The sequence below is a fragment of the Pseudomonas sp. ARP3 genome, from assembly GCF_001029595.1.
Taxonomy (GTDB): domain Bacteria; phylum Pseudomonadota; class Gammaproteobacteria; order Pseudomonadales; family Pseudomonadaceae; genus Aquipseudomonas; species Aquipseudomonas rhodesiae.
This window is the reverse complement of the sequence record NZ_LEKF01000009.1, coordinates 12,803-26,548: the sequence shown is the minus strand read 5'-3', so window position 1 is coordinate 26,548 and position 13,746 is coordinate 12,803. Positions and strand designations below refer to the sequence as shown.

Below are 13,746 nucleotides of genomic sequence, written 5' to 3'. Positions count from 1 at the left end.
CATTGAAATAATTTTTTGAAAGGCTCTAGATCAAGGCTTTCAGCGCTGTTTTTCAGGGTTTCAGGCAGCAAAAGAAACTCGCCGGGTGCGACAACATTCAGCCACCGCCCGAAGGCCACGCAAAAAGCGTTTGGTGGTAAGCTCGCCCACCATGAATATCTACAGCTCTCGCCCTGTTGTCCTCTGTCTCTCCGGCCATGATCCCAGTGGTGGCGCCGGCTTGCAGGCAGATATCGAAGCCCTGCTCGCCCAGGGTTGCCATGCGGCTCCGGCCGTCACCGCGCTGACCGTGCAGAACACGGTGAACGTCAGCGACTTCCGCGTGCTCGACCGCGAGTGGGTGCTGGCCCAGGCCAACGCCGTGCTCAGCGACTCCGAGGTGGCGGCGGTCAAGCTGGGCATGCTCGGCTCCACCGCGATGGTCGACACCGTAGTCGAGCTGCTGCAGGCGCACCCGCACCTGCCGGTGGTCTGCGACCCAGTGCTGCGCGCCGGCGGCGGCGGTAGCCTGGGCAAGGACGAAGTGGGCTACGCGATGCGTGAGCGGTTGTTGCCGCTGTCGCTGATCGCCACGCCGAACCTGCCCGAGGCACGTATCCTCGCCGAACTGCCCGAAGGCACGGCGGACGAGTGCGCCGACAAGCTGCTGCCGTTTATCAAACACCTGTTGATCACCGGTGGTCATGGCGACGAGCATGAAGTGCACAACCGCCTGTATAGCCGCGACGGCACGCGCCAGACCTTCACCTGTCAGCGCCTGCCGGGCAGCTATCACGGTTCGGGCTGCACGCTGGCCAGCGCTTTGGCCGGGCGTCTCGCCCAGGGCGAGGGCCTGGTCAGCGCCGTGCAATCGGCCCTCAACTACACTTGGCGCACGTTGCGTGACGCCGAACAACTCGGCCAGGGCCAGTTCGTACCGCGCCGGCTGCCGCTGGATTTCTGCTCGTAGGCGCCTGCTCGCCACTTCAAGGGACATGCCCGATGAAATTACGTGGCCTTTACGCCATAACCGACGGCCAACTGTTGGCCGGCAAATTCCTCGCCTACGTCGAAGCGGCGTTGGACGGTGGCGTGACCCTGCTGCAGTACCGCGACAAAAGCAGCGATGACGCGCGCCGCCTGCGCGAAGCCGAAAAGCTGCGAGAACTGTGCTCGCGCTACAAGACCCAACTGATCATCAACGACGACGCCGAACTGGCCGCGCGCCTGGGCGTCGGCGTGCACCTGGGCCAGACCGACGGCCCGCTCACCCCGGCCCGTGCGTTGCTCGGCCCCAAAGCCATTATCGGCGCCACCTGCCACAGCCAGATCGAACTGGCCGAACAGGCCGCCAAGGAAGGCGCCAGTTACGTGGCGTTTGGCCGCTTCTTCAATTCCAACACCAAGCCCGGCGCCCCGGCCGCCACGCTGGAGATGCTGGCCGAAGCGCATCAGCGCCTGCATGTGCCCATCTGCGTGATCGGCGGCATCACTCTGGAGAACGCCGAACCGCTGGTGGCCCAGGGCGCCGACCTGCTCGCCGTGGTCCACGGCCTGTTCGGTGCCGACAGCACCCAGGAAGTGACGCGCCGCGCCCGCGCCTTCAACGACCTTCTTAAATCTTCAGTTTAGAGAGCCCGCTCATGTCCCGTTCCGAAACCCTGTTTGCCAATGCCCAGAAACACATCCCCGGTGGTGTGAACTCCCCCGTGCGTGCGTTCAAAAGCGTGGGCGGCACGCCGTTGTTCTTCAAACATGCCGAAGGCGCCTACGTCACTGACGAAGACGACAAGCGCTACGTGGACTACGTGGGCTCGTGGGGCCCGATGATCCTCGGCCACAGCCATCCGGACGTGCTGGACGCCGTGCGCAAGCAGTTGGAACACGGCCTGTCCTATGGCGCGCCGACCGCCATGGAAACCGAGATGGCTGACCTGGTGTGCTCCATCGTGCCGTCGATGGAGATGGTGCGCATGGTCAGTTCCGGCACCGAAGCCACCATGAGTGCGATCCGCCTGGCTCGCGGCTTTACCGGGCGCGACAGCATCATCAAGTTCGAAGGCTGCTACCACGGCCACTCCGACAGCCTGCTGGTCAAGGCCGGGTCCGGCGCGCTGACCCAAGGCGTACCGAGCTCGGCCGGTGTGCCGGCGGCGTTCGCCAAACACACCCTGACCCTGCCCTTCAACGACATCGCTGCCGTGGAGCACATGCTCAGTGAAGTCGGCCAGGACGTGGCGTGCATCATCGTCGAGCCGGTGGCGGGCAACATGAACTGCGTACCGCCGGCGCCGGGCTTCCTCGAAGGCCTGCGCGAGCAATGCGACAAACATGGCGTGGTGCTGATCTTCGACGAGGTGATGACCGGTTTCCGCGTAGCCTTGGGCGGCGCGCAGGCGTACTACGGCGTCACGCCGGACCTGAGCACCTTCGGCAAGATCATCGGCGGCGGTATGCCGGTGGGCTGCTTCGGCGGCAAGCGCGAAATCATGCAGCACATCGCCCCGCTGGGCCCGGTGTACCAGGCCGGCACGCTGTCGGGTAACCCGCTGGCCATGGCCGCCGGCCTGACCACCCTGCGGTTGATCAGCCGTCCGGGCTTCCACGCCGAACTGACCGACTACACCACGCGCCTGCTCGACGGCCTGCAACAGCGCGCCGATGCGGCCGGTATCCCATTCGTCACCACCCAGGCCGGCGGTATGTTCGGCCTGTATTTCAGCGGCGCCGACGATATCGTCACCTTCGACGATGTGATGGGCAGCGATGCGGACCTGTTCAAGCGCTTCTTCCACCTGATGCTCGAGGGCGGCGTTTACCTGGCGCCAAGCGCGTTCGAAGCCGGTTTCACCTCCATCGCCCATGGCGACGCCGAGTTGAAACTGACCCTGGATGCCGCTGAACGCGCCTTCGCCGCTCTGAAATAAACATTTGAAACCGGTAGGCGCCACCCCAGTGGCGCCTGATGCACTACTTTGCCTACGGATATTTCCGAGTTTTTTCGAGAAATAACCTGCAATCCGGCAGATAACTTGCCCAACCAGCAGAAAAACGAGTAAAGACTTTGTAAGCAGGGGCCTGCTTATTTCATAATGCGCGCTTATTGGATCCCACGAGGATCCGCGCGCCCCGTCAGAGGTAAGTCGATTCCCATGAAACGCACCGGCCGCACCCTGGTTCTGGGCTGCCTGTTGCTCCTTCAGCCGCTGCTGGCACATGCACAAGCAGGCGGCAACTCGTTGTTAATCCCAGCGATGGGTCGTTGCACCCTCAATACCCAGCCAGACAGCCAGGCCGAAGCGCTGAGCGCGTGCCAGAAACAGGCCGACGACGGGGATGCCCAGGCGCAATACGAGTTGGGCGAGTACTACCATGACAGCAAAAACCCCGCTCGCGACCTCAACAAAGCCCTGAGCTATTTCGAAAAAGCATCGTTACAGGGCCACGCGCAGGCGCAATTCGAGCTGGGTAACATGTTCTTCCACGGTGAAGGTGTACCGGCCAATAACGTCCAGGCTTACATCGTGTTGAAAATGGCGGCGGTCAACGGCGCCGAAGACGCGCTGGACACAGCCGACGAAGTCGCCGAACACATGCAGCGCGATGAACTGGAAGTGGCTACCCAGGTACTGGGTCAGATCTTCCGCAAGTACCTGCTGGAATTGCAAAGCGCCGACGGGCGTTCGCCCTTCTCGCCCCTGCCTTGATAACTAAGGCGACAAGAGGTCTCCCTGGCGATAGGCATGTGCGCCTGCGACATGCGCGATCGTCATCCCCGCGGTCGCCATTCGCCGTATAGACCGAACGTACAAGAGCCCGGCGTACGTGCAGGCCACGTGTGTCACACGGTCTGTGATCGGATCAATGATTTCGGCCAGGATTTGCCCCGCCTCCACGTACTCCCCGACCTGCGCGCAAAACACAATCAGCCCACCCACCGGAGTCTTTACGGGCTCCACTCCCGCCAAGGGTATTGGTGGATTGAGCAAGGGCGGCATAGGTAACGCTTGGCCTTCAATGACACCGCGCTGCATCAAGAAGTTGATCATCCCTTGGCAATCCCTGCGTGCCAGCCGATGGTCGACATCGGCAACACCCCGCAACTCCACGGTCACTGCAAAACCGGGCGCACAAAAGCGCCCGTTGAACCTCTCCTGCATCTGCTCCCAAAACAACGTAAAGCACTCATCGAAAGAGTGCCCGCCAGCCTGCTTGGTCAAAAAACACGCTTCGGCGCCCAAGTAACGAGCCAACGGTTCCACTTGTGGCCAGAAATCCGGCGACAGGTACAAGTGCTGCACTGCTTCAAAATCACAATGTAAGTCCATCACCAAGTCGGCATCACAGGCCAGTGTCTGCAGGATCAAGCGCATGGAATGCAGTTGTGTGGCGGGCACTTGGCTGGCAAGCGTTCGTAGCAGAGTCGAACGGATCAAGCGCAGGTTGCTGACAGGGTCTTCGGTCAAGATGTCTTGCACACTGTCGCCGACCTGCTGGCTGACATCCAAGAACAAGCGATTGAAGTTTTCCCGACTCTCGTTATCGAAACGCCCCTGCGGCACGTCCATCAGCACCTGCTCCAGCCCCAGCGGATTGGCCACCGGCACGAGCACCACAGCGCAGCGCAACAACCCGGCGGCCTCCAACTGCGCAAGTTGCTGCTTCAGATGCCACACCACCAACATTCCCGGCAACTCATCGGCGTGCAGTGAGGCTTGGATGTAAACCTTGCCCGCCGCTGCGGTCGGGCCGTAATGAAAACTATGGATCCGCCGTACCGTACCCGGCACGGCCGCCAGCAATTCGTGCGTCTGAATTTGCATAACAGCCTCCTATCGGCCCACATCGAGAAAACGCAGCCAACGCCGTTCAGCGAGACGAAACAAACCGACCAGCGCAAAAGTAATACACAGGTAAAGGAGTGCAGCGAGGCCGAAGGATTGGAAGGTCAGAAAGGTCGCGGCATTGGCATCCCGCGCGACTTTGAGGATGTCCGGTACCGTAGCCGTGAACGCCAACGTGGTGGAATGCAGCATGAAGATCACCTCATTGCTGTAGTAGGGCAATGATCGGCGCAGTGCCGAGGGCAAAATCAAGTGCACGTATAGCTTCCACCCATCGAACCCCAAGGAGCGCGCGGCCTCGATTTCACCCCGTGGCATCGCGCGAATGGCGCCGGCCAATATTTCTGTCGTGTAAGCACCTGTATTCAGGGCGAACGCGAGCAGCGTGCAATTGAGCGCCTCGCGGAAGAACGCATCCAGGACCGGCTGTTCTCGCACGGCGGCGATGCTGTAGATGCCGGTGTAGAAGATCAGCAATTGGATATACAGCGGCGTACCGCGAAACAGGTAAGTGAAGGTACGCACCGGCCAACGCAGCCAGCACCGGGGAGAGTCCCTGGCGATGGACAATGGCAACGCCAGTATCAGCCCGAAACACAGCGAAGCGCTGGTCAGCCATAACGTCATGGCCAAACCGGTGAGTTGATGGCCGTCGGAGTAAATGAACGGCCGCCAATACGTCTGTATCAACTCAATCATCGTGACGGCTCCTGCGCACCCACGCCGTATCGACGCTCCAGCCAACGCAAGGCGAGGTTGGAAACGCTGCTGAGCAGCAGGTAGATCAGCGCCGCCAACAGCAGGAAAGGCAACAACAGTTGGCTGCCCTTGCCTGCCATCTGAGCCACTTTGATCAGATCCGCTAAACCAATGACCGACACCAGGGCCGTGGCCTTGAGTAATACCATCCAGTTATTGCCCAGCCCCGGCAGGGCGAGCCGCATCATTTGCGGGAACACCACATGCACAAACCCCTGAGTGAACGTCATACCAAGCGCCTTGGCGGCCTGGAATTGGCCGCGTGGTACAGCCAGCAAAGCCCCCCGAAAGGTTTCGGTGAAATACGCGCCGTAGATGAATCCCAACGTGAGCACGCCAGCACTCAAAGGGTCGATTTCGATGTAATCCCATCCCAAAGCGCGGGTCAGGCGGCTCAAGCCGGTTTGTGCCCCATAAAAAATCAGCAACATCAACAGCAGGTCTGGCACACCCCGTACCAGCGTGGTGTAGAGCTGCGCCCATAGGCGCAAGAGACGCAAGCCGGATAATTTGGCCGCCGCACCGAGCAAGCCCAACAGAAGTCCCAACAGCACTGATAGCAGTGCCAGTTGCAGGGTGACGCAGACGCCAAGCAGCAAAAGCGGTGCATACGCGTCCAGCGTCGAGATGAAATGAGTGAACGTGACTGGCATCGCTCGCGCCCTCGTCGACGATTGAAAGGCGGTTATTGACCGCTGTACATGTTCACACCAGGAAAATACTGGTCTTGCAGGCGCGCGTAGGTGCCATCGGCGTGCAGCGCGGCCAGCCCTTTATCCAGCAAGGTTTTCAAGGCGTGGTTGCCCTTGGCGATGCCGATGGAGCTTTTGGAGGGCATTAAATCGCTTTCAATCAACGGTCCCATGACGAACCCGGCTCCCTGAGGTAACCGCAGGAAGCCACTTTGCGCCTGCTGGGCATCTTGCAGGGAGGCGTGCAAACGCCCTGCGACCAAGTCGGCATACACCTGCTCCTGGTCGGCATACGCCACGACTCTCATGCCTTGGGTGGCGAGCACTTGGCGAGCGTAGGTTTCCTGGATACTGCCTTGCAGATAGCCAACGGCCATGCCCTTGCCCAGCTCGGTGCCTGGGCGTAAGACCATGGCCGTAGGGCTGGAAAACACTTCAGATGAAAAATCGATCACCTGCTCCCGGGCATCGGTCACGGTCATCGACGCCAGAATCGCGTCGATCTTGCCAGCGTTCAGGCTGGGGATAAGCCCGTCGAAATCGCTTTCAACCCATCGGCAACTAACGTTCAACTGTTTGCAAAGGGCATTGCCGATATCAACTTCGAAGCCGGTCAACTTTCCCGCATTGTTCTTATAAGCAAACGGGGCATAGTTAGGATCCACACCAAAACGAATAACGGTGTATTCCTTGGCAAACAGCGAAGTATTTAAAAAAAGAAGCATGAGAAGAAACAGGCATATTTTTTTCATTGTTGTATTTCTCTCGTGATTGATTAACGACGGATTGACTACACCTCGATAAAAGGAATTTCTCTACGAACAACTAAAGAATGGGCTGGCGCATCAAACTCCCGCGCATGCCGATGCCCCGAATAAACAGCCGCGGCGATGGTGCCAGGTGCCAGGCTGTCGCCAACCAAGGTGAGCGTGCCAATGCCACGCTCGTGCAGAATTTCCGGGGTGCTGGCCAACGCCTGATAAAGCGACTGCTCAGGCTCGCGCGAGGTGACCAGCAACACCGATGCGGCAGGCAGCCGGCGCGTACGCCCGGTGTAGACACACGCAACCTCCATACCTTCCGGTGCCGCATTGACCAGCGTATGGGACGGGACGATTGTGATGTTAAGTTCCAGCAAACGGCGCTGGATGCGGTGTTGCTCCAGGGTGTTGTGCGTCCACGCCGCCACATCCGCCGCCGGAGTGACGAAGACCACCTCTACACCCTGCGCCACCAACCGTTCGGCCAGCACGCTGCCCATATAATAGTGATCATCGTCAAACAGCAGCACCGGTGAAGGCGGCACTGCGCCAGCCATCAGATCGTCTGGGGTCAGCACCGGGAGGCATTCGAGGCCCGGTAATGCAACGCGCAGAGCACGGCCCAGACCGTCCCGCCGCCAGTGCGAGCCGGTGGCGATAACCACATGCTCGGCCGCGAAATCGAGTACGTCTTGGGCCTGCAGGGGGCTCTCACGGTAAATGTCGACCGATGGCAGGCGGCTCAACGCATACAGCCGATAGTCAACGACCCGCGCCCAACTCGCCAGGCCCGGGAGCCGGGATTCCAGCGCTACACGCCCACCCAGGGTACGCCGGCTGTCGACCAGCGCCACCTGCATCCCACGCGCGCCAAGCACCCGCGCGCACTCCAGCCCCGCGGGGCCGGCGCCCACCACCAGGACAAGGCCGGGCTGACGGACTTGATGGAGGTTCTCCGGGTGCCAGCCGCGCCGCCATTCCTCGCCCATGGTGGGGTTCTGCGTACAGCGCACAGGCGTACTGGTGTGGTCACCACTCACGCAAATATTGCAGCCAATACACTCACGGATCTCGTCCGCACGCCCCTCTTGGATCTTTCGCGGCAGAAACGGATCGGCAATCGACGGACGAGCCGCGCCGATCAGGTCGAGCACCCCGCGGCGTACCAGAGAGACCATGGTGTCCGGGGAGGTAAAGCGCCCGACGCCCACCACCGGCTTACTCGTAAGCGCCTTGAGCCCCAGCAGGAAGGCTTCCTGATAACCTTCCGCGGCGAAACGTGCCGTCATACTGTCGTTTGCCCAGTCGGCGACATTTACGTCCCATAGGTCCGGCAGGTCGGCCAGCCTCGAAAAAATCTCCGCCCCCTCGCCCTCGCGACATAGGCCGCCAGCCATCTGCTCATCCACGGCCAGACGCACCGCCACGGCGCAACGCCCTCCCACCGCATCGCGGGTGTCTTCAATCAGCTCTCGCAACAGGCGCACGCGATTCTCCAGCACACCACCGTACTCATCGGTGCGCCGGTTGTTACGCTGGGTCAGAAAATGAAAGGCCACGCTCAGGTCATGTCCGGCGTAGACGTAGATGATGTCGAACCCTGCCGCTTGCGCCCGTAATGCGGCAGCCCTGTGCAGGGCGCGCAGCTGACGGATATCGGCTAGGCTCATGGTCCGCGCCTGTACCGGGTCGTACCCGCGCACAGGTGTATTCGAGGGAGCCCAGGGGATTTCCCGGCTATAGCGATTGGGCGCCGCATAGCCGTTGAAGGCCAACTCCACACCGGCCAGCGAGCCGTATTGATGTACCTCTTCGCACATGCGCGCCAGGGCAGGAATGTCGCGTTCATCCCACAAACGCGCCTCAATGCAGGGAGAAAACTCGCTCAACGGGCTGATTTCGCACTCTTCGGTACAGACCACGCCCCACCCGCCCTCAGCTTTTATACCGCGCATGCGGGCCATGGCCGATGGATGTACATGCCCCATGCCATTGCAGTGCGGCACTTGATAAAAGCGGTTAGGAGCGCGAACGGGGCCGATGAGGACCGGTTCAAACAGAATGTCATAGCGTGAATCGCGCACAGGGATACTCCCGAACGGATACGTTCTTTGAAGACTGCTATAAGAAACTCGACGACAACTAACGGCTTTATAAATGAGGTGACAACCTACTCAGGCACTCACCCTGTTAAAGTCGAATCAACGTGACAGCTCAATAACAAGAACATCAAGATCCAGGCCCATTATTACGGCGAGACTTGAGGTGATTTGTTATTGGCATCGTTATATCGCCCTCCAGACACAAACAAAATCTGCTATTTTTTAAACAGAATGTCTATGTACTAGAGGGCAAAATCAGAAACGCCCTACAAAATAGTTGAGCCTTACTTTTCAGGCATCGGCATCGGAAACGGCATGACATTGCTCATGCCCCGTGCTTCGCTGATCTTCGGTGTACCCAGGCGCTCGACTTCATCGATGCGCACGATCGAGTGCATCGGCACAAAGCTGCGCACTACACCTTCGAACTGCGCCTTGAGCTTTTCCTCGCCCGGATCGACGACCAACTGGGTGCGCTCGCCAAAGACGAACTCTTCCACTTCCAGGAAGCCCCACAGATCACTTTGATAGATCTGCTTGGCGTACATCTCGAACACCTGGCCCTGGTTGAGGAAAATCACCTTGTAGATTGGAGCTTCACGTTTGGTCATGGTGGGCGAATAACACATCGGGGATATAAAAGAGGGCGCGAACTATAGCATGGCACCCGATGCACAGCGCTAGGAACCAATGGGCATGCCCCCTATAATGCGCGGTTCTTTACCACCAGTTGACGATTCCCATGGCCAAGAAGCTTTACATCGAAACCCACGGTTGCCAGATGAACGAGTACGACAGCTCGCGCATGGTAGACCTGCTGGGTGAACACCAGGCCCTGGAAGTCACCGCCCGCGCCGAAGATGCCGACGTGATCCTGCTCAATACCTGCTCGATCCGCGAACGGGCCCAGGACCGTGTGTACTCGCAGTTGGGTCGCTGGCGCGAATTGAAACTGGCCAACCCGGACATGGTGATCGCCGTCGGCGGTTGCGTGGCCAGTCAGGAAGGCGCTGCAATCCGCGATCGCGCGCCCTATGTCGACGTGGTTTTCGGCCCGCAGACCCTGCATCGCCTACCCGAGATGATCGACGCTGCGCGCACCAGCAAGCTGCCGCAGGTTGACGTGTCATTTCCTGAAATCGAAAAATTCGACCACTTGCCCGAGCCGCGCATCGACGGGCCCAGCGCCTATGTGTCGGTGATGGAAGGTTGCAGCAAGTACTGCACGTTCTGCGTGGTGCCCTACACCCGTGGCGAAGAAGTCAGCCGTCCATTTGACGATGTGCTGTCGGAAATCATCCACCTGGCCGAGAACGGCGTGCGCGAAGTGACCCTGCTGGGTCAGAACGTCAACGGTTATCGCGGCCAGACCCACGACGGGCGGCTGGCGGACCTTGCCGAACTGATCCGCGTGGTCGCGGCGGTGGACGGCATCGAGCGCATCCGCTACACCACTTCGCACCCGTTGGAGTTCTCCGACAGCCTGATCCAGGCCCACGCCGAAGTGCCGGAACTGGTCAAACACCTGCATTTGCCGGTGCAATCGGGCTCGGACCGCATTCTGGCGGCCATGAAGCGCAACCATACGGCCCTGGAATACAAATCCAAGCTGCGCAAATTGCGCGCAGCCGTACCGGGGATTTGCATAAGCTCGGACTTTATCGTCGGTTTCCCCGGCGAAACCGAGAAAGATTTCCAGCAAACCATGAAACTGATCGAAGACGTCGGCTTCGACTTCTCCTACTCGTTCGTCTACAGCCAACGCCCCGGCACCCCGGCGGCGGACCTGGTGGACGAAACCCCGGAGACCGTGAAAAAAGAACGCCTGAATGCCCTGCAACATCGCCTGAATCAGCAGGGCTTCGAGATCAGCCGACAAATGGTCGGTTCGATCCAGCGCATCCTGGTCACCGACTATTCCAAGAAAGACCCCGGCGAACTGCAAGGCCGCACCGAGAATAACCGGATCGTCAATTTCCGTTGTGATAATCCAACATTGATCGGTCAGTTTGCCGATGTGCACATCGATGCGGCGCAGCCGCATTCGTTGCGCGGCTCGCTGGTGCAATAAACGTGGGAGGGGGCTTGCCCCCGATGGCGGCGAATCAGACCACTCATTTATTGGCGACACACCGCTATCGGGGGCAAGCCCCCCACCCACATTGGAACCGTGCAACATTCCAATGACGTAAGTGCTTTCGTACCCGCGTCACTGGCGTTATCCTCTCTTTCACTTAAACAGCCAAAGGGCGGCTAAAAGCAACCTTGAACGCACCCATAGCAGAACCCCATCGTTTTCTCCTCGAGCCATTTGAGGCTCGCCGTTTCGCCAATCTGTGCGGACAGTTCGACGAGCACCTGCGTCTGATCGAACAACGCCTGAGCATCGAGATCCGCAACCGCGGCAATCAGTTCGAACTCATTGGCGACCCCCAGCACACCACGTCCGCAGAAAACCTGCTGCGCCGTCTCTACCGCGAGACGAAGGGCAGCGAGTTGTCACCGGAAACCGTGCACCTGTACCTGCAGGAGTCGGCCGTGGAAGACCTGGCCAACAACCCTGTAGCCGAAGCCAGCGTGGCCCTGCGTACCAAGAAAGGCATGATTCGCCCACGCGGCTTGAATCAGCAGCGCTACGTCAAGGAAATCCTCGGCAACGACATCAACTTCGGCATCGGCCCGGCCGGTACCGGCAAGACCTACCTGGCCGTGGCCTGCGCGGTGGATGCTCTGGAACGCGAGCAAGTACGCCGCATTCTGCTGGTACGCCCAGCGGTCGAGGCCGGTGAAAAGCTCGGCTTCCTGCCCGGTGACCTGGCCCAGAAGATCGACCCCTACCTGCGCCCGCTCTACGACGCGCTCTACGAGATGCTCGGCTTCGAGTACGTGGCCAAGCTGATCGAGCGCCAGGTGATCGAGATCGCTCCGCTGGCCTACATGCGCGGCCGTACCTTGAACAACAGTTTCATCATCCTCGACGAAAGCCAGAACACTACCGTCGAGCAGATGAAGATGTTCCTCACCCGTATCGGTTTCGGCTCCACGGCCGTGATTACCGGCGACGTCACCCAGGTCGACCTGCCCAAGGGCACCAAGTCCGGCCTCGCCCAGGTGATCGAGGTACTCAAGGACGTTCCGGGTATCAGCTTCACGCACTTTATGCCCAAGGACGTGGTGCGCCACCCGCTGGTGCAGCGCATTGTCGAAGCCTACGAGCGCTTCGACCATCGCGATGGTGCCCCGGCCAAGGACGTTCGCGGCGATGCTTGAACTGGATCTGCAGTTGGCTACCGACGCGCCAGCCCCCAGCGAGGAGCAGTTTCGCCAATGGTGTGCACTGGCACTGCGCCAGCGCAGCGCCGACTCGGAACTGACCATCCGTCTGGTGGGCGAGGCCGAGGGCCGCGAGCTGAATCACACCTGGCGCCACAAGGACTACGCGACCAACGTGTTGTCCTTCCCCGCCGATGTTCCCGACGAGTTGCTGGACATTCCATTGCTGGGCGACCTGGTGATCTGCGTCGAAGTCGTCGAGCGTGAAGCCAGGGAACAAGGCAAGGAACTTGAGGCGCATTGGGCCCATCTAGTCATCCACGGCTGCTTGCATCTCTTGGGTTACGACCATATAGACGATGACGAAGCCGAGGAAATGGAAGCACTGGAACGAACGTTGCTTGCGCAATTGGGTCATCCCGACCCTTATGCCGATGACGAAGCTTAAAAAACACTCAACTGTAACAACAAAGGATTCAGAGTAATCGCTATGAGCGAAGACCGATCGAGCAACGGGCAGAAGTCATGGCTGGGTAAACTGACCCAGGCTTTTGCCCACGAGCCGAAAAACCGCCAGGAGCTGCTGGAGCTGCTGCGCGAGGCCCATCAGAACAAGTTGCTGGACAGCGAAGCGCTGGCCATCGTCGAAGGCGCCATCCAGGTGGCTGACCTGCAGGTCCGGGACATCATGGTCCCGCGTTCGCAGATGATCAGCATCAAGGCGACCCAGACCCCACGGGAGTTCCTCCCGGCCGTGATCGACTCGGCGCACTCGCGCTACCCGGTGATCGGCGAAAGCCATGACGACGTCATGGGCGTGCTGCTGGCCAAGGATCTGCTACCGCTGATCCTCAAAGAGAACGGCGACAGCTTCAACATCAAGGATCTGCTGCGCCCGGCCACCTTCGTGCCCGAGTCCAAGCGCCTGAACGTGCTGCTGCGCGAATTCCGCGCCAACCACAACCACATGGCCATCGTGATTGACGAATACGGCGGCGTGGCGGGCCTGGTGACCATCGAAGACGTACTGGAACAGATCGTCGGCGACATCGAAGACGAACACGACGTCGAAGAAGACAGCTACATCAAGCCCCTGCCCAGCGGCGACTTCCTGATCAAGGCGTTGACGCCGATCGAGAACTTCAACGAGTTCTTTGACAGCGAATTCTCCGACGACGAGTTCGACACAGTGGGCGGTTTGGTGATGAGCGCGTTTGGCCACCTGCCCAAGCGCAACGAAACCACCGAAATCGGCGCCTATCGCTTCCGCATCCTGAATGCCGACAGCCGTCGTATCCACTTGATTCGCCTGACACCTATCGCCCGCTAAGGACTG

At 60.0% G+C, this 13,746-nt stretch carries 14 protein-coding genes; 8 read left to right on the top strand and 6 right to left on the bottom strand.

The genetic code is table 11. The annotated features are described in order from the left end of the window. Positions 1-151 precede the first annotated feature (151 nt). The 4 genes from ABX75_RS12505 (at position 152) to ABX75_RS12490 (ending at position 3,686) form a co-directional block, all read left to right on the top strand. Positions 152-949, top strand: coding sequence for a hydroxymethylpyrimidine/phosphomethylpyrimidine kinase (locus tag ABX75_RS12505; RefSeq protein ID WP_034100888.1), 798 nt, complete (start codon positions 152-154; stop codon positions 947-949). Between the two features lie 32 nt (positions 950-981). Continuing rightward, complete coding sequence (gene thiE, locus ABX75_RS12500) at positions 982-1,611, top strand: thiamine phosphate synthase (RefSeq protein WP_034100889.1); 630 nt, start codon at positions 982-984, stop codon at positions 1,609-1,611. An 11-nt stretch (positions 1,612-1,622) separates the two neighbouring features. Beyond that, positions 1,623-2,906: a glutamate-1-semialdehyde 2,1-aminomutase gene (gene hemL, locus ABX75_RS12495; RefSeq protein ID WP_034100890.1), complete on the top strand. Its 1,284-nt coding sequence runs from the start codon at positions 1,623-1,625 to the stop codon at positions 2,904-2,906. Between the two features lie 225 nt (positions 2,907-3,131). After that, positions 3,132-3,686 carry a tetratricopeptide repeat protein gene (locus ABX75_RS12490; protein WP_034100891.1) on the top strand — a complete coding sequence of 185 codons (555 nt, stop codon included), beginning with the start codon at positions 3,132-3,134 and terminating at the stop codon, positions 3,684-3,686. A 3-nt stretch (positions 3,687-3,689) separates the two neighbouring features. On the opposite strand, the gene ABX75_RS12485 is transcribed toward ABX75_RS12490, so the two are convergent. The 6 genes from ABX75_RS12485 to ABX75_RS12460 form a co-directional block, all read right to left on the bottom strand. Continuing rightward, positions 3,690-4,802 (bottom strand): succinylglutamate desuccinylase/aspartoacylase family protein, encoded by a 1,113-nt coding sequence (locus tag ABX75_RS12485; RefSeq protein WP_047882014.1) that lies wholly within the window; start codon positions 4,800-4,802, stop codon positions 3,690-3,692. A gap of 9 nt (positions 4,803-4,811) precedes the next feature. Next, complete coding sequence (locus tag ABX75_RS12480; protein WP_034100893.1) at positions 4,812-5,522, bottom strand: ABC transporter permease; 711 nt, start codon at positions 5,520-5,522, stop codon at positions 4,812-4,814. After that, positions 5,519-6,235: an ABC transporter permease gene (locus tag ABX75_RS12475; protein ID WP_034100894.1), complete on the bottom strand. Its 717-nt coding sequence runs from the start codon at positions 6,233-6,235 to the stop codon at positions 5,519-5,521. The genes ABX75_RS12480 and ABX75_RS12475 overlap by 4 nt, the downstream gene beginning before the upstream one ends. A gap of 32 nt (positions 6,236-6,267) precedes the next feature. Continuing rightward, positions 6,268-7,026: a transporter substrate-binding domain-containing protein gene (locus ABX75_RS12470; protein ID WP_034115192.1), complete on the bottom strand. Its 759-nt coding sequence runs from the start codon at positions 7,024-7,026 to the stop codon at positions 6,268-6,270. A gap of 38 nt (positions 7,027-7,064) precedes the next feature. Further along, positions 7,065-9,119: an FAD-dependent oxidoreductase gene (locus ABX75_RS12465; protein WP_047882013.1), complete on the bottom strand. Its 2,055-nt coding sequence runs from the start codon at positions 9,117-9,119 to the stop codon at positions 7,065-7,067. 302 nt (positions 9,120-9,421) lie between these two features. Next, entirely contained in the window at positions 9,422-9,748 is a 327-nt protein-coding gene (locus ABX75_RS12460; RefSeq protein WP_003215457.1) for a DUF1820 family protein, read from the bottom strand. A gap of 131 nt (positions 9,749-9,879) precedes the next feature. Here ABX75_RS12460 and miaB point away from each other — a divergent pair, with 131 nt between their 5' ends. From miaB to ABX75_RS12440, 4 genes are all read left to right on the top strand, one after another. Continuing rightward, a complete protein-coding gene (miaB, locus tag ABX75_RS12455) occupies positions 9,880-11,208 on the top strand; it encodes a tRNA (N6-isopentenyl adenosine(37)-C2)-methylthiotransferase MiaB (RefSeq protein ID WP_034100897.1) in 1,329 nt (442 codons plus the stop codon). Between the two features lie 194 nt (positions 11,209-11,402). Next, positions 11,403-12,407, top strand: coding sequence for a PhoH family protein (locus ABX75_RS12450; RefSeq protein WP_034100898.1), 1,005 nt, complete (start codon positions 11,403-11,405; stop codon positions 12,405-12,407). Continuing rightward, positions 12,400-12,858 (top strand): rRNA maturation RNase YbeY, encoded by a 459-nt coding sequence (ybeY, locus tag ABX75_RS12445; protein ID WP_034100899.1) that lies wholly within the window; start codon positions 12,400-12,402, stop codon positions 12,856-12,858. The genes ABX75_RS12450 and ybeY overlap by 8 nt, the downstream gene beginning before the upstream one ends. A gap of 42 nt (positions 12,859-12,900) precedes the next feature. Further along, the gene (locus tag ABX75_RS12440) at positions 12,901-13,740 is read left to right on the top strand and encodes an HlyC/CorC family transporter (RefSeq protein ID WP_010206772.1); all 840 of its coding nucleotides are present in this window, start codon (positions 12,901-12,903) and stop codon (positions 13,738-13,740) included. The last annotated feature ends 6 nt before the right edge of the window (positions 13,741-13,746 follow it).

What these genes read in the sequence shown, in the direction of transcription:
- ABX75_RS12505 (WP_034100888.1), top strand. Translation starts at nt 152, where the DNA reads ATGAATATCTACAGCTCTCGCCCTGTTGTCCTCTGTCTCTCCGGCCAT.
- thiE (WP_034100889.1), top strand. Translation starts at nt 982, where the DNA reads ATGAAATTACGTGGCCTTTACGCCATAACCGACGGCCAACTGTTGGCC.
- hemL (WP_034100890.1), top strand. Translation starts at nt 1,623, where the DNA reads ATGTCCCGTTCCGAAACCCTGTTTGCCAATGCCCAGAAACACATCCCC.
- ABX75_RS12490 (WP_034100891.1), top strand. Translation starts at nt 3,132, where the DNA reads ATGAAACGCACCGGCCGCACCCTGGTTCTGGGCTGCCTGTTGCTCCTT.
- ABX75_RS12485 (WP_047882014.1), bottom strand. Translation starts at nt 4,802, where the DNA reads ATGCAAATTCAGACGCACGAATTGCTGGCGGCCGTGCCGGGTACGGTA.
- ABX75_RS12480 (WP_034100893.1), bottom strand. Translation starts at nt 5,522, where the DNA reads ATGATTGAGTTGATACAGACGTATTGGCGGCCGTTCATTTACTCCGAC.
- ABX75_RS12475 (WP_034100894.1), bottom strand. Translation starts at nt 6,235, where the DNA reads ATGCCAGTCACGTTCACTCATTTCATCTCGACGCTGGACGCGTATGCA.
- ABX75_RS12470 (WP_034115192.1), bottom strand. Translation starts at nt 7,026, where the DNA reads ATGAAAAAAATATGCCTGTTTCTTCTCATGCTTCTTTTTTTAAATACT.
- ABX75_RS12460 (WP_003215457.1), bottom strand. Translation starts at nt 9,748, where the DNA reads ATGACCAAACGTGAAGCTCCAATCTACAAGGTGATTTTCCTCAACCAG.
- miaB (WP_034100897.1), top strand. Translation starts at nt 9,880, where the DNA reads ATGGCCAAGAAGCTTTACATCGAAACCCACGGTTGCCAGATGAACGAG.
- ybeY (WP_034100899.1), top strand. Translation starts at nt 12,400, where the DNA reads ATGCTTGAACTGGATCTGCAGTTGGCTACCGACGCGCCAGCCCCCAGC.
- ABX75_RS12440 (WP_010206772.1), top strand. Translation starts at nt 12,901, where the DNA reads ATGAGCGAAGACCGATCGAGCAACGGGCAGAAGTCATGGCTGGGTAAA.